This is a genomic window from Bifidobacterium eulemuris, from assembly GCF_014898155.1.
In the GTDB taxonomy this organism is placed as follows: Bacteria; Actinomycetota; Actinomycetes; order Actinomycetales; family Bifidobacteriaceae; genus Bifidobacterium; species Bifidobacterium eulemuris.
On record NZ_CP062938.1, the window covers coordinates 1,807,205 to 1,830,842 of the forward strand.

Below are 23,638 nucleotides of genomic sequence, written 5' to 3' on the forward strand. Positions count from 1 at the left end.
GTGTGATTTGGTAAGCAACTCGCCGAACGGCACCTGCCGCTCCACCAGGAAAGATTCCCCAATGTTTTTCAGAGATCAATATACTTACGGTTAGTATACTCACGATTAGTATACTAACCGTAAGTATATTAATCCCGTCCTGCGTTGACAATCCTCCCTCCGTCATTCCGAGCGTAGTCGAGGGATCTCCAAGATGTTTCGACTCCGCTGCGCTCCGCTCAACATGACGAAAGAGCATCGTCTCAAACATGCTTTCCGTCATCCTGAGCAAAGCCCGCAGGGCGTAGTCGAGGAATCTTCCGTCCGTCGTCATCCCGAGCGTAGTCGAGGGATCTCCTGTCCGTCGGGTGTTCGGTTTTGTGGTGGAACGTGCCGTTTGCTTGGCTTGGAGGCGTTAGGCTTGGTGTCAGTGAGTTGTTGGCCGTGGAAGGAGTGGTGGTGATTTCCATTGCGGTCGTCGATGACGACGATGAGGACGCGGCCCGCACCGCGGGGGCGGTCGGCCGGTATTACGGGGGCGACGCGTCGCGTTACGCCGTCACCCGGTTCACGGACGGCGATTCGTTCCTCGAGGGGTACAGGGCCGCGTTCGACGTGGTGTTTCTGGATGTGGAGATGCCGGGCACGGACGGTCTGGGCGTGGCGCGCCGGCTGCGCGAACTCGACGGTCAGGTGGTGTTGGCGTTCACGACGAAGATGGCGCAGTATGCGGCCATGGGTTATGACGTGGATGCGATCGGCTATCTGGTCAAGCCGTTCGATTATTTCGATTTCGCGTTGAAGATGCGCAAGGCGGAGGCGTTGGTCGCCAAGCGCCAGGGCGTGACCCTGTCCCTGACCATCGGCACCCAGACGCATTTCCTCTCCTCACACGACGTGCAATACGTGGAGGTGCTCGGCCATGAGGTCGTCTACCACACCGCAGACGGCGCGTGGAAGGTATGGGGGAGCCTTCGCGAGGCCGCCACGCTGCTGGAACCCGTCCATTTCGCTTTGTGCAGCAGGTATTGTCTGGTGAATCTGGAATGGGTCAAGGCCGTGGTGGACAACACGATTGTGGTGGGGGAGACCTCGTTGCCGGTAAGCCGGTCTAAGAAGAAGTCGCTGATGCAGGCGCTCGCCGCCTATTACAGAAGGTGAACCGATGATCGCCTCATTCAATCTGTTCATGCTGCTGCTGGTTGTGGGAGCGGCGCTGTTCTGTCAAGGCCACGTATGGCGCAGGTCGTGGCGTCTGTTGGCGGTACCGGCGGCCGTGCTGGCGTATGGATGCGTCTATGCGCCGCTGGTGATGCCTTGGGACGTCGACGCTCCGACCGTGTTGGGCGTGCTGATCAAATCCGTGTATTTCGGCCTGTGTTTTCTGACAGTGGTCGCCTTGGTGCGGTGGTGCACGGATATGACGTGGCTGGAATCCCTGATCACGGCGGTCGCCGGATATGCGGTGCAGCATATCGCCTACGATGTGGTGAGTATCGTCAATCCCCGGCGTTTGGCATGGTCGGATGGTTCCGTGCTCGACGATATTGCAACCTTGGCGGTGTTCGCCGCAGTGTATGGGGCGGCGTATCTGCTGTTGGGACGACGGTTCGCGTTCGCTGAAGATAAGATTCGCAGCCGATGGGTATGGGTGTGCGCCGGCATCGGCATCATGGTGTTCGCGAACGTGTTCAGTCTGGTGTTCGTCCAGCGTCGGCTTGAAGAGACCCAGTTCGTGGGTTCGTTCTATGACGCCTTGTGCATGATGCTCGCGTTGGCGGTGCTGATGTTGGGTTCCGCCAACGACCGTCTGCATGGTGATTTGGTAGTGATGCAGGAGGCCGACCGCTTGAAGGCGGAGCATTACGAGTTGGCCAAGGAGAATATCGAGCTGATCAACATCAAATGCCATGACATCCGTAAATCGTTCTCCGAGCTCTATGCCCAAACGGGTGGGCGTCCTTCCGAGGCTTCGATTCGCGAAATCGAGAACAGCATCCGCGTCTACGACTCGGTGTTCCACACCGGTAGCGACTCCTTGGACGTGCTGTTGACGGAGAAAAGCCTCTACTGCTCGGCCAAAGACATCACCCTGACCTGTCTGGCCGATGGTCATGCTTTGGGGTTTATGGAGGATTCGGACCTGTATTCGCTGTTCGGCAATCTTCTGGACAATGCCATAGAGAGCGCGCAGCAGGTGGATGACGCCGGACATCGAGTGATCGACCTTAATGTCGAGGCCAACGCGAACCTGCTGGTGATTCAGGAAGAGAACTATTTCGCGCCCGAACATGCGCCGGTGTTCCGCGACGGCCTGCCGGTGACCACCAAATCGGACACGCGCCACCATGGATTCGGCACGCGTTCGATTGCGATGCAGGTGCGCAAATACCATGGCGAGATGACCATGGAGGCGCGTGACGGGGTGTTCTCCGTATCGATTGTGATCCCCATCCCACCGGCATATCGGTAGCCGGGCGTTCGGTCGGTGCGCTTCGCGAGTGCGATTCGACCTTTCGCGCAATCTCCCCCGCGTGGTCGGGGTCGATCTTCATACAGTGGACGCATCACCTGTTCAAGATGCCGTCGCCCAGCGGTGAAGCTGCGGCTGCGACAACGAAAACGGCGTGAGTGACGACGTGAGGCGTAGGGGTTGAGGCCCCGGCCGACGTGGTCGTGAAGATGACCGAGTACAAGGAAGAGACGGATCATGTTAGATATCAATATGTCGGACGTGTACGCCGTGCTGGACTCGCTGATCCCCTATTTGGTGGCCATCGGCGTGTTCCTGGTGCTGGCGATAGTGGTGACGGTCGCGGTGAACAAGAAGACCGTGAAGAACGTCGGCGTTCGCAAACTGGTGCATTCCGAGTCGTGGCTTGTGGTGCTGGTGGCCGTGGTGGCCTCGGTGTCCATGATGCTCACCGGCCCGCTGGCCACACTGCTGACCAACGCGACCGCGACGAAGTATGAGCTTTCGGAAGCCACCATCGAACGGACCAACGCGCAGGCCAAGCAGGTGTATGACGAGGCCGTGACGATGCTGCAGAACAACGACGGCAATCTGCCGATGGCCGCTTCGCGGGTCAACGTGTTCGGCTGGGGTTCCACGCAGCCGGTGCTGGGCGGTTCCGGTTCGGGCTCCATGTCCAACGAGCATCCGATGGTGTCGCTGCTGGACGGTTTGCATAACGCCGGATTCGAAACCAACACCGAACTGACCGACCTGTATACCGACTATCGCGCCGAGCGCCCTGAACTCACCATGTTCTACCAGGATTGGACGCTGCCCGAGGTGCCCGCGGCACAATACTCCGATGAGCTGATCCAGGATGCCCGGGATTTCTCCGACGAGGCGATCATCGTGCTGACCCGCTTCGGCGGCGAGAACGCCGACCTGCCCACCGACATGAAGGCCGAAGGCATCGTCTACACCAATAACTCCGAGGATTACGAGGACTTCGAGGCGGGGGAGAGCCTGCTCGAGCTCAGCCGCACGGAGCGCGACCTGCTCACGCTGGTCACCGAGAACTTCGACAACGTCACGCTGGTCTACAACGGTTCCAACGCGCTGCAGTTCGACTTCCTCGACGACTATCCGCAGATCAAGTCCGTGCTGTGGTGCCCGCCGGCAGGCCAGTCCGGTTTCAACTCGCTGGGCGAGATCCTTGCCGGCGAGGTGAACCCCTCCGGCAAAACCGCCGACACCTTCCTGCGTGACGTGAGCGCCTCGCCGTCGTTCAACAACTTCGGCCGCTTCGCCTACGACAATGTGGACGACCTTGCCGCGACCTTCACCTTCGCGGGTAACGAGGGCCGCACCACGCCGACCTTCGTCAACTACAACGAGGGTATTTATGTGGGTTACAAGTTCTATGAGACGGCCGCCGACGAAGGTCTGATCGACTACGACGCCACGGTGCAGTTCCCCTTCGGCTACGGTCTGTCCTACACCACGTTCGAGCAGGAGATGGGTGATGTGACCTACTCCGACGGCACGGTCTCCTTCGATGTGACGGTGACGAACACGGGCGACACCGCGGGCAAGGATGTGGTCGAGGTCTATTACAACCCGCCGTACACCAACGGCGGCATTGAGAAGGCCACCGCCAACCTGGTCGAGTTCGACAAGACCGATCTGTTGGAGCCGGGCGAGAGCCAGACGTTGACGGTCGAGTTCGAGGACGACGACATGGCGTCCTACGATTCCGAGAACGCCGAAGCCTATGTGCTTGAGGCTGGTGACTATGTGGTGTCCATCAATTCGGATTCCCATACGGTGATCGACGAGCAGACCGTCAACGTGGCCGAGACCATCACCTACGACACCGAAAGCAACACCCACGACGGCGACCAGACCGTGGCCACCAACCAGTTCGACTACGCGGCCGGCGACGTGACCTATCTGTCCCGCGCCGACGGCTTCGCGAACTACGCCGAGGCCGTCGCTGCTCCGGCGAGCCTGTCGATGAGCGAAGAGGCGAAGGCGACCTTCACCAACAATGCGAACTACGATCCCGCCGACCACAACGACGATTCGGACGAGATGCCGACCACCGGCGCCGACAACGGAGTCCAGCTGTACGAGCTGCGCGACAAGGACTACGACGACCCGCTGTGGGACGAGCTTCTCGACGAGCTCACCGTCGACGAGATGGACAACCTCATCGCCATGGGCGGCTACGGCACCCGCGCGATCGACAGCATCGGCAAGGTCGAACTCACCGACTTGGACGGCCCCGCCAGCTTCGTGAACAACTTCACCGGAGTCAGCTCCATCGCGTTCCCCTCCTCGGTGGCGTTCGCCTGCACCTGGAACGAGGATTTGGCGACGGAATTCGGCGAGGCGATCGGCGACATGGCGCGTGAGATGCATGTGACCGGTTGGTACGCCCCGGCCATGAACATCCATCGTTCCCCGTTCTCGGGCCGCAACTTCGAATATTTCTCCGAAGACAGCCTGCTCTCCGGCGTGATGGCCGCGAATGAGGTGGCGGGTGCCCGCTCGAAGGGCGTGTACTCCTTCATCAAGCACTTCGCGCTCAACGACCAGGAGGCCAACCGCACGCAGATGCTGTGCACCTGGTCGAATGAGCAGGCGATCCGTGAGATCTATTTGAAGCCCTTCGAAATGGCGGTGAAGGACGGCGGCGCGCAGGCCGTGATGAGCGCCTACAACTACATCGGCACCACCTACGCCGGCGCGTCCCCCAACCTGCTGAACACCGTGCTTCGCGACGAATGGGGCTTCCGCGGCTTCGTGCTCACCGACTATTTCGGCGGCTACGGTTACCAGAACGCCGATCAGGAGATCCGCAACGGCGGCGACGCCATGCTGGCGACGATGGAGCTGACCAACCATGTGACCGACCGCTCGGCCACCTCGGTCCAGGCGATGCGAACCGCCGCCCACAACATCCTCTACACTGCGGTGCACAGCTGGGCGTATGAGAATGGCGAGCCGGAGACCACGACTCCGATCTGGCGCACGGCCATGTATGTGGCTTGGGGTATGACCGCGGTCCTGTTCCTCGGCCTGAGCGCCCTTGCGATCAAGAAGTTCCTCGATCGCAAGAAGGCCGCCACCATCGAGGTCCAGGGCTGAGCCTGAATTCCCGCCCCTAACGGTCGGGAATCCAACCCAATAGCCATACGGGCGGCATCCGGAGCAATCCGGATGCCGCCCGTTTTCGTTGCCCCCCCCCCAGATGAATCCTTCTCGTCATCCCGAGCGGAGGCATAGCCGGAGTCGAGGGATCTCTGAGATGTTTCGACTCCGCTGCGCTCCGCTCAACATGACAGAAAATCGTCATTCTGAGCGAAGCCCGCAGGGCGTAGTCGAGGAATCTCATTCCTACTGCTGTATGCGGTAGCGGTAGCGACGGCGATAGAATGTTCGCTGGGTGGCGTGAATCGCATACCGGGTGATGCGCGTCGGGCGTGGGGCGACTCGAATGAAGCGATTTGTCGAGCGTATGCACTACTGTTAAGACACTTAACAAAAATGCAAAAACGGGTTCCGAAGCGTTGACGATTCGGAACTCCCGCTGAAGTCCTCGGAAATCAGTGGTTCATCATCCATGCGCGATCACACGAGAAAGCGACACGAGTAGAGAGAACACGACCCGGGGCGACGCCGTCCCGGGCGCGGCATGCAAGGAGTGCATCACCATGTCACGGAACGCAACACCCAAGTTGAAGATGCGGTTCAAAAAGAACGGCAAACCCTATAAGGGCTGGTTCATCGTCTGGCCCATTCTGACCTATCTGCTGGCGCTGCTGCTGACGGTTATCCTCGTCGCCGTCATGGTGCTGACCGGCAGCTACGCGAATCTCATCACCTCGTTCGCGGGCCAGGTGAACTCCGAGATCACCAACCCCGACGAGTCGGCCACCTATTTCGCCTCCGACTATTCGTCGGACGCGGAACGCCAGGAGGCCAACCGCGAGATCGGCACCGACATCATGCGCGAGGGCGTCACCCTGCTGCAGAACGACGATGACACCCTGCCCCTGTCCATGGGCGCGAGGCTGTCCGTCTTCGGCCAGGGCTCCGTGGACCTCATCCATGGCGGCGGCGGCGCCGGCTCCATCGACGTGAGCAACGCCGACACCCTGATCGACTCCCTGAAGGAGGACGGCTTCGCCGTCAACCCCACCCTCACCGACTTCTACACGAACGGCGCGGGCAAGGACTACCGCCGCGTCCTGCCCGGCGAAACCGGCGTCGGCTCCTTCGCCGTCAACGAAGTGCCCGTCAGCGTCTACACCGACGAAGTGAAGGCCAGCTTCGCCGACTACGGCGACGCCGCCGTGGTGGTGATCGGCCGCTCCGGTTCCGAAAGCTCCGACCTGCCGATCGGCACGCTCGAATCCGGCGTCGAATACCTGCAGCTCGACCCCGATGAGCTCGACATGATCAACATGGCCTGCGAGAACTTCGACAAGGTCGTCGTGTTGCTCAACACGCAGAACCCCGTCGAGCTCGGCCCCCTGGCCGACACCGGCGTAGGCGCGGTCGCCTGGGTGGGCGCGTTCGGCGAAACCGGCGCGAACGCCATCGGCGAACTGCTGGACGGCTCCATCAACCCCTCCGGCCATCTCGTGGACACCTTCGCCTACGACCTCGACTCCGCCCCCAGCGTGGTGAACACCGGCGACTACACCATCGCCAACTCCGACGTGACCTCCGGCGACAAATACATGGTGTACGCCGAAGGCATCTACGTGGGCTACCGCTACTACGAGACCCGCTATGAGGATATGGTGCTGAACCAAGGCAACGTGGGCGACTTCGACTACGGCGAACTCGTGCAGTATCCCTTCGGCTACGGCATGAGCTACACCGACTTCGACTGGAGCGATTTCACGATGCGCGACGCCGGCGACTCCTACGAGTTCACCACCACCGTGACCAACACGGGCGATGTGGCTGGCAAGGACGTCGTGCAGCTGTACATGCAGTCGCCCTACACGGACTACGACAAGGCCAACGGCATCGAGAAATCCGCGGTCGAACTCGTCGGATACGCGAAAACCGACACGCTTGAGCCCGGCGAAAGCCAGACCGTCACCGTCACCGTCGCCAAGGAGTCGATGAAGGCCTACGACGCCGACGGCGCCGGCACCTACATCGTCGACGCGGACGACTACTACTTCGCCGCCGGCACCGACGCGCACGCCGCGCTCAACAACGTGCTCGCCGCCAAGGGCAAGACCACGGCCGACGGCATGGACGCCGACGGTAACGCCGCCATGACCGCCAAAGTCACCGTCGCCGAACTCGACACCACCACCTACGCCACCTCCGCTGCCACCGGCGAAACCATCGAAAATCAGTTCGACGACGTGGACATCCGCGCCTACGACGACTCCTTCACCTACCTGAGCCGCTCCGACTGGACCGGCACCTGGCCCGAGGTGTACGCCGACGGCGAGTGGACCGCTCCCCAGGAGTTCGTCGACGCGCTCGAAATCGACACCACGCCCGGCTCCGACGCGACCGAGGTCACCACCGAAGGAACCGAAGGCCCGAGCAAGGTGGTCGAGATGATCGGCGAGGACTACGACGACGAAGGCTGGACCCAGCTGGTCGAACGCATGAGCGTGGCCGACATCGACTCCCTCGTGCGCAACGGCGGCTACACCACCAACGCCATCGAATCCATCTCCCTGCCCGGCACCATCGACAAGGACGGCCCCGCCGGCATCTCCTCGACCCTGGTCGGCGGCGCGTCCGGCACCGGCTTCCCGCCCGAAGTCGTGATCGCCGCCACATGGAACGACGAGCTCGCCGAACGCTTCGGCAACGCCATCGGCGAGGATTCGCTTGCGCTCGGCGTCGCCGGCTGGTACGGCCCCGCCGCCAACATCCACCGCTCGCCCTACGGTGGCCGCGCCTTCGAGTACTTCTCCGAAGATCCGATGCTCTCCGGCCAGCTCACCGCTAAGATCGTCGCCGCCGCTCAGGCCAAGGGCGTGATCCCCTTCCTCAAGCACTTCGTGGTCAACGACCAGGAGACCAACCGTGCGGGCGGCGCGATGTTCGCCAACGAGCAGTCCGTGCGCGACATCTACCTCAAGCCCTTCGAAACCGCCATCCGCGACGCCGACTGCATGGGCCTCATGACCTCGATGAACCGCATCGGCGCACGCTGGTCCGGCGGCCACAAGGGCCTGATGACCAACGTGATCCGCGGCGAATGGGGCTTCGAAGGCATGGCCATCACCGACCAGACCTCTTTCCCGAACTTCGGCTACTCCGACCTGCGCGAAGGCCTGGCCGCCGGCACCGACCTGTGGCTCAACTCCAGCTCCACCCTGTGGAAGCTGTCCGACGAGGAGATGACGCCCGCCGTGCAGGCGGACTTCCAGCGCGCCGCCAAGAACGTGGTGTACGCCATCGCCAACTCCAACGCCATGAACACCATGGGCGCGGACAGCGGCGTCAGGCACATCACCCCCACCTGGCAGAAGTGGCTGTGGGGCATCGAAGTCGTGGTCTCGCTGCTGATCGTCGGACTCGTGTTCCTCACCACACGCGGTGTGATTCGCCGCCATCGTTGGCGCAAGTGGGTCAAGGCCGGCTCTCCTCTGCCCGGCTCGACCGCAGGCATGGATGCCGCCGTGTCCGCGTCCTCATCGCAGTCCGTCGCGGATATGCCGTCCGCGCTGGGCGACCAGCCGCCGACCGCCTGACAAACGGCCGAACCAACCTTTCTTCCGTTGCCGCGAACCGGCGTGCCGCGCCGACCCGCGGCAACGGAAGTCAACAAGCGTCGCAACTACAAGGAGGTACGCATGACACTGCAGCGACTGCTGGAACCACTGGAGATCAACCATATGCGGCTGAAGAACCGCATGATGTTCCCGCCGATGACCACCGGCTACGAGGCCCGCGACGGATCGATCACCGACCAGAGCATCAACTTCTACAAGCGCGTGGCCGAAGGCGGCGCCGCCTACATCGTGCTCGGCGACGTGACGCCCGTGCACACGATCTCGCCCACGCCCAAACTCGTCACCGACGAACAGATCCCCAGCTTCCGCGCGCTCGCCGACGCCCTGCATGAATTCGACTGCAAGCTCGGTCTGCAGGTGTTCCACCCTGAATACGACACGGTCGCCGTCGCCGAACTCTTCGCCAAAGGCGACATGATGGGCGCCCGCGCCAAACTCCACCACGACATGGCGCATTACATCAACGAAGTGTCGGCCGACCGCCTCGGCGAGATCCTCGAATCCATCAAGGCGCTCGCCCGCCGCGCGACCCTCGCCGGCGCGGACGCGATCGAAGTGCACGGCGACCGTCTGGTCGGCTCCTTGTGCTCGCCGCTGATCAACCAGCGCGACGACGAATATGGCGGAACCTTCGAACACCGCACGCGCTTCGCCCGCGAGGTGGTGCGCGCGATCCGCGAGGGCTCGCCCGACATCTGCATCGACTACAAGCTGCCGATCATCACCGAGAACCCGCAGATCGGCCGCGGCGGCCTGTTCATCGACGAGGCCGTGGAATTGGCGAAACTGCTCGTCGAGGACGGCGTCGACACCTTCCACGTCGGCCAGGCCAACCACACCGGCAACCTCAACGACACCATCCCCGCGATGGGCACGCGTCCTAACTGCTTCATGGAGGAGTATTCGCGGCGCGTCAAGGCCGTGGTTCCGGTCCCGGTCTCCACGGTCGGCGCGATCCCCACCGCCACCGAGGCCGAACGGCTGATCGAATCCGGTGCCTGCGACTACGTGGGCCTCGGCCGCCCGATGCTGTGCGATCCGGACTACGCGAATAAGGTCGCAGCCGGCGAGGAGGACCTCATCCGCCCGTGCATCATGTGCAACCGCGGCTGCACGGACGCCATCGCCAGCAGGCGGTTCATCTCCTGTGTGCTCAACGCCGAGAACGGCCATGAGTACGAGCGTGTGATCAAGCCGGCCGAAGCGCCGCATCGCGTCGCGGTGGTCGGCGCGGGCCCCGCCGGCATGGAGGCCGCCCGCGTGGCCGCCCTGCGTGGACACACGGTCACGCTGTTCGAGAAGGCCGGCGAGCTGGGCGGTCAGCTCGGCATCGCCAGCGTGCCGCCGCGCAAGGAGAACATGCGCCGTGCGACCGCATGGTATGGGCGCGCGCTTCAAGCCGCGGGCGTGGACGTGCGTCTGAATGCGGATGTCACACCCGAATCGCTGGTGGCCGGCGGTTATGACGAGGTGATCGTCGCGGTCGGCGGCCGCAACGCCGCCCCGCCCATCCCCGGGCTCGATCAGCCGCATGTGATGGACGCATGGTCGGTGCTGGAGGGCAAGGTCAAGCCCCACGGCCGCACCGTCGTGATCGGCGGCGGCCTGGTCGGCGCGGAAACCGCCGAACTGATCGCCGGCGATGACTACGGCTGCGAGGTCACCATCGTGGAGATGATGGGCCAGATCGCCGCCGAGGAATCGCAGACCATCAAGCCGGTGATGATGGCCGACTTCGCCGAGCATGGCGTTGCGCTGAAAACCAACACCAAGGTGGACCGCATCACCGCCGAATCGGTCGAGGCCACCGAAACCCTGAACCCGCCGGCCCCCGCCGGCCGTCCTGGTGCTCCGGGTGCCGCTCCCGGCGGACGTCCCGCAGGCCCGGGCGCGGGTGCTGGCGGAGCTCGTCCGGGCGCCGGTGCGCCCGGCGCTGGCGTGCGTCCCGGCGGTCCCGCCGCTCCTGGTGGTCCTGGTGCTCCCGGTGCCGCTCCCGCCGACGCGCCCGAGCCGGAAACGCAGTGTTTATGTTCAATGTTCTTTAGGCAGGAGTGTCATGGTGTTTCCCGCTTGATGTGCAGCTGTTTTTCCGCAGAATAGTCATCCCTGATGTTGAGAGGAGACATGGGTTCGCTCCGCCTGTTAGATTCCCGGGTTGCAAACCAAATAGCAGCCAGGGCCGGTTGCCGCCGGCCCGGGGAAGGAAAGGACAGTGACGATACCCATGTCCCAACAGCAAGATATCAGGAGGCTCGACGCGAAGGGCCTGCCGCACGCGGAGATCGCCAGAAGGCTCGGGGTGGACCGGGGCACGGTCGCGAAGTACGCGGGCATGGAGGACTGCTCGCCGAAACCGCCCGCCAGGCGCGGGGTGAAGTCGATTCTCGACGAGTACAAGCCGATCGTCGACGGCTGGCTGGAGGCGGACCGGCTCATGCCCGGCAAGCAGCGCCACACCGCCAGGCGCGTGCATGACCGGCTCGTGGCCGAGCACGGGTTCACGGGCTCGTACTCCACCGTGCTGCGCTACGTGGACGAGTGGCGCGCGGCGAACCGCGAGCCGTCCGACGGCTACGTGGAGCTGGAGTGGACGCCGGGGAGCATGCAGATGGACTTCGGCCTGGCCAAGGCCAGGATCGCTGGCGAGTGGGTCGACGACCATTGCCTGGTCGTCACGTTCCCGCATTCGAACAAACGGTACGCGGCGAGCCTGCCCGCGGAGAACGCGGAGTGCATCTGCGAGGGCCTGACGGCGATCTTCGAGCACATCGGCGGCGTCCCGCACACGCTCGTGATCGACAACGCGTCCGGCGCGGGCCACCGGGATTCCAAGGGGAACGTGACCATGTCGCGCGTGTTCGAGGCGTTCGTCAGTCACCACCGGCTCGACGTGCGGTTCTGCAATCCGTATTCCGGCAACGAGAAGGGCAGCGTGGAGAACGCGGTCGGATTCCTGCGGCGCAACCTCATGGTCCCGCCCATGGCGGCCGAGACCCACGAGCAGCTCACCCGGCTCATGCTCGCCAAATGCGACGGGCTGGGAAGGTCCGTCCACTACCGCGCGCTCGTGCCGGTCGATGACCTGTTCTCCGACGATTTGAAGGCGCTGCGGCCCCTGCCGTCGTGCCGGTTCGACGCGGTGAGGTGGGAGACCCGCAAGGCCGATAAATACGGTTGCGTCGAGATCGACTCCAACCGCTACCAGGTCGGCCCCGCGCTGCACGGCAGAAGGGTCGACGTCGCTGTGCGCGCCACGAGCGTCACCGTCAAGGACAAGGACGGGCGCACGGTGGCCGAGCTCTCCCGCGTCTACGGCAGATCACCACGCACGATCCAGGATCCCGCCACGGTGTTCCCGCTGCTCGCGCGCAAACCCGGGGCGTGGCGCGACTGCTCGATCCGTCCCGACGTGCCCGACGACGTGAGGGAACGGCTCGACCAAGCCGACGACAAGACCCTCAAGGCCAGTCTTAAGGCCATCGCAGGGGCGTGCGAGGCCGCGGGCTTCGAACCGGCGATGCGGGCCGCCTCGCATCTCGTCGACCGCGGCTGGCCCCTCGCCGAGGCCGACATGGCGATTCTGGCCAGACGGTTCGCGGACGGCGACGCCGACCACGGCGGCGACCTGCCCGACCTGGGCTCCTACGACAGGTTCAACCGTCCCGGCGAGGAGGACGCATGAGCACGAGACCCGAACCGCAGATCCCCGAGACCCGCCGCCGCAGGGCCGACACCATCGCCAAGAGCCAGCGCATCATGGAGATGAGCAAACAGCTCACGCTCACCCGCAGCGTACTCGCCAACACGCTGGCCGGGGCCACGCCCGCCCAGCTCGACTTCATCGAACGCTGGTTCGAGGCCGAACTCGAATCACGCGACCATGCCAAACGCGCCCGTCTGATGAAGACCGCCGGCTTCCCGTCCGACAAGGAGCTCGACGGATACGACTGGACCAACCTAGACATGCCCGCCGACTGGGGACGGAGCCAGCTCGAATCCCTCGAATTCGTCGGTAGGACCGAGGACCTCGTGCTCTACGGCAACGTCGGCACCGGAAAGACGCACCTCGCGATCGCGCTGGGACGGGCCGCGTGCCGGGCCGGGATACCGGTAAGGTTCTTCACCGCCTCAAGCCTGGTCATGCGCCTGAGACGCGCGAAACAGGACAACCGGCTCGACAAGGAGCTCGCCGCCATCGCCAAGGCCCGCCTCCTGATCATCGACGAGCTCGGCTACATCCCCATCGACGAGGAGGGCAGCCGCCTCCTCTTCCAGGTCATATCCGATTCCTACGAGACAAGGAGCGTCGTCTACACCACCAACATCGAATTCAGCGGATGGGCCAGGGTGTTCGGGGACCCGAACATGGCCGCCGCGGTCGTCGACCGCACCGTCCACCACGGACGGCTCATCCGGTTCAAGGGCGAAAGCTACCGCAGCCGCAACGCCCTCATGACCAAATAACCAACAAACCAGACCAAGGCGGCGGGCGGGCCCACGGAACGATCATCCCGCGGAAAACCCGCTGCACAACCTGCGGAAAACAACATGAATATCCAGCCGACACGAACTTGACAAAACACAACGCAGGCCGTCTCCATCCCCTGCGATTGCGTGGTGCTGGCGCTCGGCACCGCCCCGGTCGCCTTCGACACGGCCCCGCTTGAGGCCGCCGGCATCAAGGTGACTCTGGCCGGCGACTGCAACGGCCGCGCCGCCGACATCAATCGCGCCGTCGAAGAAGGCTATCTGGCCGCCGTCGCCGCCTAGCCTGACGAAACGGCAACTGACTCAAGGGCCTGAACCACCCCAGTTCAGGCCCTTTCCTCATTCGACACCATCGATGTTGGCGTTCGGTGGATAGGCGGATGAATACGGATTGCCGCGCTACACGTCGTACAGCCTACGGCCGTAACGTGGTTACCGGCGCGACGATTACACCATCGGGGCGCGTCAGACTGTAGGAGCCCACACCGGTGAGCACCATAAGGAAGCTTGGTGCCGGCATTCGTGTGGTGTCTATCTTGGAAGCGAGTTTTAAGAGGTTCGCGGCACCTTCCTCGATGAGGTGCTTGCCGCCGAGTTTCACTTCGATCAGCCCGTAGCGTCCGTCACGTAGGTGAATAACCGCGTCACATTCCAGGCCGGTTTTGTCTCGGTAATGGAACACTTCACCGTTAAGCGCGTCGGCATATACGCGCAGGTCTCGCACGCACATGCCTTCGAACAGCAATCCCATGGTTTCGATGTCGTTCAGCAGGCCGTCGGGGTTGACTCCGAGCGCCGCCGTCGCGATTGAGGGGTCGACGAAATGCCGTGTTTCCGCCGCACGTATGGCTGTTTTTGAACGAAGGTTGGGGTTCCATGCGGGCATGTTTTCGATGACGAATATGCGTTCCAAGGCGCGAAGATATGTCTGCACCGTTTTTGATGTCGGTCCGGCTTCGTCGTTGTTGGCGATATCGCCGGTGATTTGAGCTATCGAGGCTTGAGAGGATTCCATACGCGCATATGAGCGAAGAAGCCGTCGCGCGATATGCGGGTCTCGCTCCACTCCATCCGTGCGTGAGATATCCGATTCCACAATCGCATCCACATAGTCGAACGCTTGCTGCAGAGCGATTTCGCGGTCGGTGTTGATTGCTCTCGGCCATCCTCCGCGGCACAGGAGGAATGCGATGCTCTGAATCGTTGCTTCCGCTTTCGCGGGTTGCAGTCGATCTCCGTCGAACAAGGATTGCAGGGAAGTGCTGCCGGTGGAATCTTCGGATTCAAAAAGGCTCATCGGGCGCATGCGAACCCTCGCGATACGTCCGGTGCCGGTATGGGCCAATTGGTTCAAATCCGGTGGGACGCTGGATCCTGTGAGCAGGAACTGCCCGAATTCATCGCGATGGTCGACTTCGAAACGCACGGCATCCCACAAGCTGGGTGCCAGCTGCCATTCGTCGATAAGACGAGGTGTGGGGCCGTCGAGGAGGATGGATGGCTGGGTCTGCGCAAGAAACAGATTCTGTTCGCGGTCGGATGGGTCGGCCATATACAGCGTGCTGTTGGCGATTTGCTCGCATGTGGTGGTTTTGCCGCACCATTTGGTGCCTTCGACCAGAAGGGCTCCTTTTGCCTTCAGTCGTTTGGTGATGATGTGGTCATAGATGCGGGAAAGGTACGATGTTGCCATAGTGAAAATCCTTACGTTTGTAGGTCTCACAGAGGCTATTTCCTCATTTGGACCGTTTTCATTTCCTCATTTGGACCTATTTTACTTCCTCATTTGGACCGTTTTCATTTCCTCATTTGGACGGTTTTGACTTCCTCATTTGGCTATATTGTTCTCTCGCCATTCCGCTCGGAACGCACTTCTTCCGTCATCCCGAGCGGAGCGTAGCGGAGTCGAGGGATCTCAAAGACCGAGATTCCTCGACTACGCTCGGAATGACGAGTGATGGTGGGGTACTCGGAATAACGAGTGACGGTGAGAGCGCTCGGAATGACGGTTGGATCATTCCGCTCGGAACATAGCGAAGGGCGTGCGGCTGGAATCCGTCGCACGCCCTTCGTATCCGTTGAATCGCGTTTAGTTGGTGCCGATGCTCATCGTCTCGGGCAGGGTGCTGCCGCCGTCGATGACCACCTGCTCACCGGTGATGTAGCTCGCCTCGTCGGAGCCGAGGAACGCGAACAGCTCGCCCACTTCGGTCGGCTTGGCCAGGCGCTTCATCGGCACGCCGACGGCGATGTCGTTGATCGCCGACTCCGGATCGTCCGGATTCGATTCGACCGCCATCTTCTCTACCATCGGCGTGCGCGCGTAGCCCAGCTGCGAGCAGTTGACGCGGATGTTGCGGTCCGCGTACTCCACCGCCAGGCACTTGGTCAGACCCACCAGCGCGGCCTTGCTCATCGCGTAGGCGGCTTCGCCAGCGTCGGCCACGATGTCGCCGGTCACGGAGGATGCGATCACGATCGCGCCCTTGCCGGCCTTGAGCATGGCGGGAATCACCGCCTTGCAGGTGTTCCACGCGCCCTTGATGTTCACGTCGATATGGAAGTCGCGCATCTCGTCCGGCATCTCCTCGAATGGCGCGAGGCGGCACACGCCGGCGTTGGCGCAGGCCACGTCGATGGTGCCGAATTCGGCGATGGTGCGTGCGGCGGCCTCATCGACCTGGGCGCGGTCGGCCACGTTGGCGATCGCGGTGATGATCTGCGCGTCCGGGTACATGCCGCGGATGCGGTCGGCCGTGGCCTCCACGGCCGGGTCGAGATCGACCATGCAGATCTTCGCGCCGTATTTGGCGTACACTTCGGCGATGCCTTCGCCGAGTCCGGCCGCCGCGCCGGTGATGAGGGCGACTTTGCCGTCAAGCTTTGCCATGATGTTCTCCTTATTGTTGGGGATTGTTGTGAGGACTGGTTAGTTGGTTGATTGGTTAGTTCAGGTCGCGGGCAGGCTAGAAGGTCTGCTCGCCGTCGGGGGTTTCGATCGTCACGGTGGATTGCTTCCAGCGCACCAGCACCATCCATGCCCAGATGAGCACGCCGATGCCGAGATACACGCCGAACGAGATCCACGAGCCGATGCCCTGGCCGAGCGTGCAGAAGAACGCGATCGCGATCATGATCACCATGGCGAGGATGCGCAGGGCGTCGCCGCCGCGCACCACGTTCTTGTTGTTCTCATACCACTGCGGATGCTTGTGCCGGATGCGCACGGCCGAGACCATGGTCAGCGCGTAGGCGCAGGCGCAGCCGAACGACATCAGGTTGAAGAAGTCGTTCATGAAACTGCCCGCGTTCTGCAGCAGAATGAACGTCAGACTCACGCCGAGCAGGAAGATGTTCGGCAGGATCGGCTGCTGGTGCTTGTTCACCTTGGTGAACACCTCAGGCAGGAAGTTCTTCTTGCCCATCGAGTACAGCATGCGCACGGTCGACATCCAGAAGCCCAGAATCGAGGCGGTCATGCCCATGAGGATCGAGATGAGGCCGTAGACCACGGGCCAGAATCGCCAGCCGAGCATGTTCTCCATGGCGTTGATGGTCATGAATCCGTTGGCCGAATCCCCGGCGAGCAGCTCCTCCGCGGGCGCGAGACCGGCCACGCAGAAGAAGAAGATCGTGTAGATCACGCCGCAGGTGATCACCGACCCGCAGATGGCCTTCTTGGTGTTCGCGATGGGGAAGTCGCCCTCCTCGACCATCTGTGGCACGGTCTCGAACCCGAAGTATGGGGTGATGAGTAGCGCCATGCCGATGATCCACCCAGGGATGGCCCACGTGGAATCGATGGACGAGAACGAGAACATGCCCGCGAGATTCGAGATGCTCCAATGCCCGCAGGTGAGGAGCAGCACCGCAGTGATCAGTGTGGTGGCGATGTTGGCGAACAGACAGGTGGCCTGCGCCTTGACGAGGAACTGGATGTCCTGCAGGCTCATGATGAACACGAGCACGAGAATCACCACGCCGATCAGCACGGTGGTGCCGAAGCTCAGGTTCAGGCCGAACAGTTTGCTGATGTATGTGGCGATGGCCATCACCACGGCCGGCGGCACGGAGATCCACGCCGCCATGATCAGCCATGAGGCCAGGAATCCGACGTGCTTGTTGAATCCGACCGTGTTGTAGATGAGCTCGCCGCCGGCCGTTTTGAACAGCGGCGATATCTCGCTGTACACCAGCGCGACGGGCAGGATCGCCAGCGTCATCAGCGCGAAGGCGAGGAACGTGCCCGCGCCGCAATAGCTGAAGAACACCGAATCCCAGTAGCTCACGAACGTGAAGATCGAACCGGTGGCCACCGTGTAGACGAAGACGAGTTTCAGGCTTTTCTGCAGACCTCCGCCCGCCCCCGGCGGCGCCGGTGTGGTGGATGTCTGTTCTGTGGATTGTTGCTGATCTGCCATAGATCACCCCTTAACCTCTGGGTTCATGACGGGGTGGGGGACTCCGCTGTCTCTCTCCTGCCGCCAATACGCACGATACTAGAGTCGCAGAGGAAAAACCGCGAACGACATGGCGTTTCTGCCGCATACTGGGTTCGCCCCGAAGATTGCGGCGTCTGGACGCGGCGACGGAACGGCGACTAGCCCAGCAGCGCCCACCTCCATGCCGGAACGATGCGGATCCGGCCGGCTTCAGTGGTTTCGACGCCCTCCTCGCGCAGGGTGATGACGGTGCCTTCTGTCAATCCGGTGCGCCGCATCACCGCGTCAAGCGAGCCGATCTCCCTGGCGCGGGTTTTCTCCGCCTCCATGCCGGCGGTGACCTGATAGAGCGCGTAAGGCTCGGCGGCCATCGCGTCGCCGACGAGGAAGTCCACTTTCTCCTGTCGCACCGTGGGCATGGTGTATGAGGTGACCGCTTCGGTGCGCTTGCCCGAGGTGCGGCGGCGCAGTTCGCCGAACACGGCCGTCTCCAATCGTTTGCCGACATCCTGCTGGTTGGCCCGCGACACCGCGTACGCCATGCCCGGGTCCACCGCGTACAGTTTCGGCACCGAGGTGCTGTCGGGTTTGAGCGCGGTCTGGTATTCCTGCAATTCGTAGACCAAATACGCCTGCTTGAACAGGGCGAGCAGGGTGTTGATCTTTTCCCAGTAGACTTTCCAGCCTTGGGTTTTAAGCGCTTCGACCAGGCCGTTTACCGACAGTTCGCATGCGGTGTTACGCAAGGCGTACAGCGCGGTCTGTGTGGCGAGGGCTATGTTCTCCCGGCCGAAGCGTTCGGCGACATCCCGCGCCACCACGTCGCGCAGGTAGCCCTGTAGCAGTTCGATGCGATCCGGCTCGAGCGTGTGCTGCACCGCGGGGAATCCGCCGTCGATGAGATACCGCTCGTAGGCGCTTTCGAAGGCGATGGTCTCCTGCGGGGAGAACGCCGCGCTCGCATCGCTTGGATCCGGGGTCACCAGGTCGTGGAACAGGCAGTATTCGCGGAAGGAGAGCGGCATCATCTCGTGGGGGTGCGACCGCCCGCGGAAGGTGGTGGCGATTTCGTCGCTGGAAAGTTTGGATGATGATCCGGTGATGGTCAGCGTCACCTTCTCACGCTCGGCGAGACGCTGGCAGAACCCCTGCCAGTTCTCGCACTCCTGCACCTCGTCGAGAAAGAGGTAGGTGCCTTCCTCCCTCGCGTCGGGTTCTTGCCGCCAGTACTCGTTGACGATGTCGTCGAGGATGTCGTCTGGCATGGGGCGCAGACGGTCGTCGGAGAAATTGAAGTAGAAGATGCGGCTCCGTGGCACGCCTGCGTCGAGCAGGTCGTGGATTTTCTGGAACAGGTAGAAGGTTTTGCCGCAGCGGCGCACGCCGGTGATGATGTGCACGATATTGAAGGGGGCCGGCTGCGCCAGTTCGCGTATCGCCTCATCACGCCGTACGGGTGTGGGCATGTCGAACCGCATCGCCTCGCGCACCAGCGCGGCATATGTCTCCCGTGGATTCTCCGGAACCATAACGCACCTCCCTGCCCAGCTTCTTCCATCATACACTTCTCAAAATTTTTGAGAAGTTATGCCGCAAACTTCTCAAAAATTTTGAGAAGTTTGTGTGGGTGGATGCTGATGGGAGAGAAGACGTGCACGGCCCGCGCCAGTGCGGAGGGACCGCGTATCGGGCGGGCATTGAATCGCCGACCGATTGTGCGGCGAAAACGACAGGTTGTGAAAACCGCTCTCATGCCGCGGCCAAGGTCTGGTTCAATCGACATTAGCGATGAATCGTAGACGGTCGTGCGCCGCAGCACACACCTCGACTCATCGACAAGACCTCGAGTGCAAGGGAGAACCATGGAGATCGAAAACCTCTCAGTACTGGAAAAGGCGTCACTGCTGTCCGGCGCTTCCGAATGGGACTCGCGCGGCATCGAACGTGCCGACATCCCCAGCTTCGTGATGAGCGACGGCCCCCACGGCGTGCGTCGCCAGCTCGGCGAAGGCGACCATCTGGGTCTGGGCGAATCCAAGCCCGCCACCTGCTTCCCGACCGCCGCCACCGTGGCCAATTCGTGGGATCCCGCGCTCGCCGAAGACATGGGCAAGGCGCTGGGCCGCGAGGCGCACGACCTCGACGTAAACGTGCTGCTCGGCCCGGGCATGAACATCAAGCGCAACCCGTGGTGCGGCCGCAACTTCGAATACTATTCCGAGGATCCGCAGGTCGCCGGCCGTATGGCCTCCGGTCTGATCAAGGGCATCCAGTCCAACGGCATCGCCGCCTGCCCCAAGCATTTCGCGGTCAACAGCCAGGAGCTGCGCCGTCAGGCCTCGAACTCCGTGATCGACGAGCGCACCATGCGCGAGATCTACCTCACCGCCTTCGAGATCGCCGTGCGCGATGCCAAGCCGTGGACCATCATGACCGCCTACAACGAGATCAACGGCGTGTACGCGCATGAGAACGCGCATCTGCTCATCGACATCCTGCGCAACGAGTGGGGATTCGACGGTATGGTCGTCTCCGACTGGGGCGGCTCCAACTCCGCCGTCGCCGCGGTCAAGGCCGGCGGCACGCTGGAGATGCCCAGCCCCGGCTTCACCTCCGTGCGTGAGCTCGTCGGCGCCGTGAACGCCGGCACCCTCGCCGAGGCCGATCTCAACGCCCGCGCCGCCGAGGTCGCCAAGATCGCGCAGCTCACCAAGACCACCGGCGTCGGCCGCAACGACCTGCTCAAGGACGACGTCATCGCCGACCATCACGAGGTCGCCCGTCGTGTGGCCGAGAACGCTTCTGTGCTGCTCAAGAACGAGGGCGGCGCGCTGCCGCTCAAGCCCGGCACCCGCGTCGCCGTCGTCGGCGACATGGCCAAGACCCCGCGCTTCCAGGGCTCCGGCTCCTCCAAGGTGAACGCCACCCGCGAGGAGAACATCCTCGACGAGCTCACCGCCATCGACGGCGTGACCGTGGCCGGCTACGCGCAGGGCTACGAGCGTCAGGGCGGCGAGAACCGCGCGCTGATCGAGGATGCGGTCGCGTTGGCGGCCCGCGAGGACACCGATGTCGTGGTCGCCGTGATCGGCCTCGACGAGCGCAGCGAATCCGAGGGCCTCGACCGCTCCACCATGGCCATCCCGCATGTGCAGACCGATCTGGTCAAGGCGCTCAAGGGTGCCGGCAAGCCGATCGTCGTCGTGCTGGTCGCCGGTTCCCCGGTCGAAACCGACTGGGTTGCCGACGTGGACGCCGTGCTTTACATCGGTCTGTCCGGCCAGGCCGGCGCCTCCGCCACCGCCCGCGCGCTGACCGGTGCGGTCAACCCCTCCGGGCATCTGGCCGAAAGCTGGCCGATCCGCTATGAGGATTGCCCGAGCGCCGGCTGGTATCCTGCGATCGGCCGCGACGCCATCTACCGTGAGGGCCCGTTCGTCGGCTACCGTTACTACGAGACCGCCGGCGTGCCCGTGCGTTTCCCGTTCGGCTACGGTCTGAGCTATTCGACTTTCGTGTACGCCGATCTCACCGCCGACGAGCAGGGTGTGAGCTTCACCATCACCAATGATTCCGACGTGCCGGGCGCCACCGTCGCCCAGCTGTACGTGCGCGGACCCCAGGGCGGCACGCTCCGTCCGGACCACGAGCTCAAGGGATTCGTCAAGGTGCAGCTCGACGCGCATGAGACCCAGACCGTCCGCATCGACTTCGACCGCTACACCTTCCGTCACTTCGAGACGGCGAGCAACTCCTGGCAGGTCGAGTCGGGCGAATGGACGCTGATGGTCGGCACCAACGCGCACGATATCGCGCTCACTACCACGCACGCCGTCGCGGGCACCGTGGAACCGAAGCCGTCCAACCCCGCGCTGGGCGCCTACCTGAGCGGCAAGGTCAAGGAAGTGACCGATGCCGAGATGGTGGTGCTGTTCGGTCACGACGTGGTCGCCCCCGGCAAGCCGACGACGTTCGGCGTGAACGACCCGATCTCCTCCTGGGAGGATTCGAAGGGCTTCGTGGCGCGCACCGTCGCCAAGACGCTGAAGAACCAGGAACGCAAGGTTCGCGAGAAGACCGGCCAGCCGGACCTCAACGCGCTGTTCCTGCTCAACATGCCGCCTCGCGCCATGAGCAAGATGACCCAAGGCATGGTCGACGCGGCCATGGTCGACGGCATCGTCAAAATCTCCAACGGCCATACCTTCCGCGGGCTCGGCACGGTGATCTCCGGATTCTTCCGCAACCAGTCCGCCAACAAGAAGACCGCGAAAGAACTGGAGTCGTGACCGACGGGCGCCTATCCGCCCAGGCTTCGACCCGATAACCAACACATGCGTCGGCCGGCCGACCAAGCCGCCGGGCGGCCGACGTCTATGAGAGACAACGAGATCAACTGAAGAACGCTAAGGAGCGCATCATGACCGAAACCACCGCCGACAACAAGCAGCTTGGCCCGATCCGCCAGTGGATCAAGGACCATCCGACCATCTGGGAGTTCATCCTGTTCAACGTCCTGTCGAACGTCTCCACGATCTCCCGCTTCGTGGTCACCTGGATCGGCACCGCGATTTTCGTCACGGGCATGGGCCTGACCACGCCGTTCTACTTCCTCATCTTCAACTATCCCGAATCCGGCAACGGTCTGGGCGGCTTCCTCACCTTCCTCTTCGCCGAAGTGATCGCGCAGGTCGTGAACTTCTTCGTGCAGATGAAGTGGGTGTTCAAGTCCGACTCCAGCTTCAAGGATGCCGCCTGGAAGTACGCGATCCTCGCCGTGGTCATCGTGGTCGTCAACCTCGTGCTGCCGGGCTACGTCACCTCGCTGTGCCAGGGCTGGGGCATGGGCGCCGGCATCGCCGGAACCATCGCCTCCGTGGTGAACACGCTGCTCGCGGTTATCGTGAGCTACCCGCTGCTCAAGTTCTGGATCATGCCCAAGAACAAGGACGCCAAGGCGGACGACGCCAAGTAATCCCGAGTAACCCTTTTCGACTTCTCTTTCTCCTTTCCTCGACAGCAAGCCGCCGCGCAGCCACAAGCCGCGCGGCGGCTTCGCTTATGCGCCCGTATGTTCGCTGGTCGGGTATGCCGGGTTTCGCATGCCCTGTTGCGTGGCGGCATTGTGTAATCCGATTATTCTGATATCAAGGCACCCCCTCTAAACCCCCACGAAAAGCTGCTTCGCGTCCCCTTTTTCTTTTACGCCATGTCAACGCGATTCCCCAATAACCTCCGAAATGCCCATTTTTAACCACCCTAATCCCCGTTATTTGACTTCGTGAGCGGGGGGGGGGCAACATGGACGGAACTAATGCCCTCCTCGCCGGCATGCATACCGTTACAGGGGTCGTGTACGTGATTTCGCGATGGCTCGTCCCGGTTCCCGGTCCGTATGGACTTGGCGGCCCGGCTGGGGTGGCTGGAAGACAGTGGAGAGCGTATGCGGGCCGCCGGCTGGCCCGCGGATGTGTTGAATGGGAGAAGCC

14 protein-coding genes are annotated in these 23,638 nt (G+C 62.9%); 10 read left to right on the forward strand and 4 right to left on the reverse strand.

Annotation, left to right across the window (positions count from 1 at the left end):
- Positions 1-438 precede the first annotated feature (438 nt).
- From BE0216_RS07750 to BE0216_RS07785, 8 genes are all read left to right on the forward strand, one after another.
- Complete coding sequence (locus BE0216_RS07750) at positions 439-1,140, forward strand: LytR/AlgR family response regulator transcription factor (RefSeq protein WP_143249331.1); 702 nt, start codon at positions 439-441, stop codon at positions 1,138-1,140.
- Between the two features lie 4 nt (positions 1,141-1,144).
- Positions 1,145-2,452 (forward strand): sensor histidine kinase, encoded by a 1,308-nt coding sequence (locus tag BE0216_RS07755; protein ID WP_094637475.1) that lies wholly within the window; start codon positions 1,145-1,147, stop codon positions 2,450-2,452.
- A gap of 237 nt (positions 2,453-2,689) precedes the next feature.
- Positions 2,690-5,584 carry a glycoside hydrolase family 3 N-terminal domain-containing protein gene (locus tag BE0216_RS07760; protein ID WP_094637474.1) on the forward strand — a complete coding sequence of 965 codons (2,895 nt, stop codon included), beginning with the start codon at positions 2,690-2,692 and terminating at the stop codon, positions 5,582-5,584.
- 566 nt (positions 5,585-6,150) lie between these two features.
- A complete protein-coding gene (locus BE0216_RS07765; RefSeq protein WP_226805740.1) occupies positions 6,151-9,177 on the forward strand; it encodes a glycoside hydrolase family 3 protein in 3,027 nt (1,008 codons plus the stop codon).
- 102 nt (positions 9,178-9,279) lie between these two features.
- Positions 9,280-11,319, forward strand: a complete 2,040-nt coding sequence (gene bilR, locus BE0216_RS07770) for a bilirubin reductase, long form (RefSeq protein ID WP_193042847.1) — start codon at positions 9,280-9,282, stop codon at positions 11,317-11,319.
- 112 nt (positions 11,320-11,431) lie between these two features.
- Entirely contained in the window at positions 11,432-12,901 is a 1,470-nt protein-coding gene (gene istA / locus BE0216_RS07775) for an IS21 family transposase (protein ID WP_094637805.1), read from the forward strand.
- Positions 12,898-13,683 (forward strand): IS21-like element helper ATPase IstB, encoded by a 786-nt coding sequence (gene istB / locus BE0216_RS07780; protein ID WP_094637804.1) that lies wholly within the window; start codon positions 12,898-12,900, stop codon positions 13,681-13,683. Before istA ends, istB begins: the two co-directional genes overlap by 4 nt.
- A 153-nt stretch (positions 13,684-13,836) precedes the next feature.
- Entirely contained in the window at positions 13,837-13,989 is a 153-nt protein-coding gene (locus tag BE0216_RS07785) for a hypothetical protein (RefSeq protein ID WP_158217249.1), read from the forward strand.
- A gap of 133 nt (positions 13,990-14,122) precedes the next feature.
- Here BE0216_RS07785 and BE0216_RS07790 read toward each other — a convergent pair whose 3' ends face one another.
- The 4 genes from BE0216_RS07790 to BE0216_RS07805 all read right to left on the reverse strand — a co-directional run bounded on the left by BE0216_RS07790 (position 14,123) and on the right by BE0216_RS07805 (position 19,678).
- Positions 14,123-15,400, reverse strand: a complete 1,278-nt coding sequence (locus BE0216_RS07790; protein WP_094637671.1) for an ATP-binding protein — start codon at positions 15,398-15,400, stop codon at positions 14,123-14,125.
- 396 nt (positions 15,401-15,796) lie between these two features.
- Positions 15,797-16,597, reverse strand: coding sequence for an SDR family oxidoreductase UcpA (gene ucpA, locus BE0216_RS07795; RefSeq protein ID WP_094637670.1), 801 nt, complete (start codon positions 16,595-16,597; stop codon positions 15,797-15,799).
- Positions 16,598-16,673: 76 nt separating this feature from the next.
- Positions 16,674-18,128 carry an APC family permease gene (locus BE0216_RS07800; protein ID WP_083570403.1) on the reverse strand — a complete coding sequence of 485 codons (1,455 nt, stop codon included), beginning with the start codon at positions 18,126-18,128 and terminating at the stop codon, positions 16,674-16,676.
- Positions 18,129-18,307: 179 nt separating this feature from the next.
- The gene (locus BE0216_RS07805; protein ID WP_094637669.1) at positions 18,308-19,678 is read right to left on the reverse strand and encodes an ATP-binding protein; all 1,371 of its coding nucleotides are present in this window, start codon (positions 19,676-19,678) and stop codon (positions 18,308-18,310) included.
- A gap of 333 nt (positions 19,679-20,011) precedes the next feature.
- Between BE0216_RS07805 and BE0216_RS07810 the strand changes: the two genes are divergently transcribed.
- Positions 20,012-22,438 (forward strand): glycoside hydrolase family 3 C-terminal domain-containing protein, encoded by a 2,427-nt coding sequence (locus BE0216_RS07810; RefSeq protein ID WP_094637668.1) that lies wholly within the window; start codon positions 20,012-20,014, stop codon positions 22,436-22,438.
- A 131-nt stretch (positions 22,439-22,569) separates the two neighbouring features.
- Positions 22,570-23,124, forward strand: a complete 555-nt coding sequence (locus tag BE0216_RS07815) for a GtrA family protein (protein ID WP_094637667.1) — start codon at positions 22,570-22,572, stop codon at positions 23,122-23,124.
- Positions 23,125-23,638 lie beyond the last annotated feature (514 nt).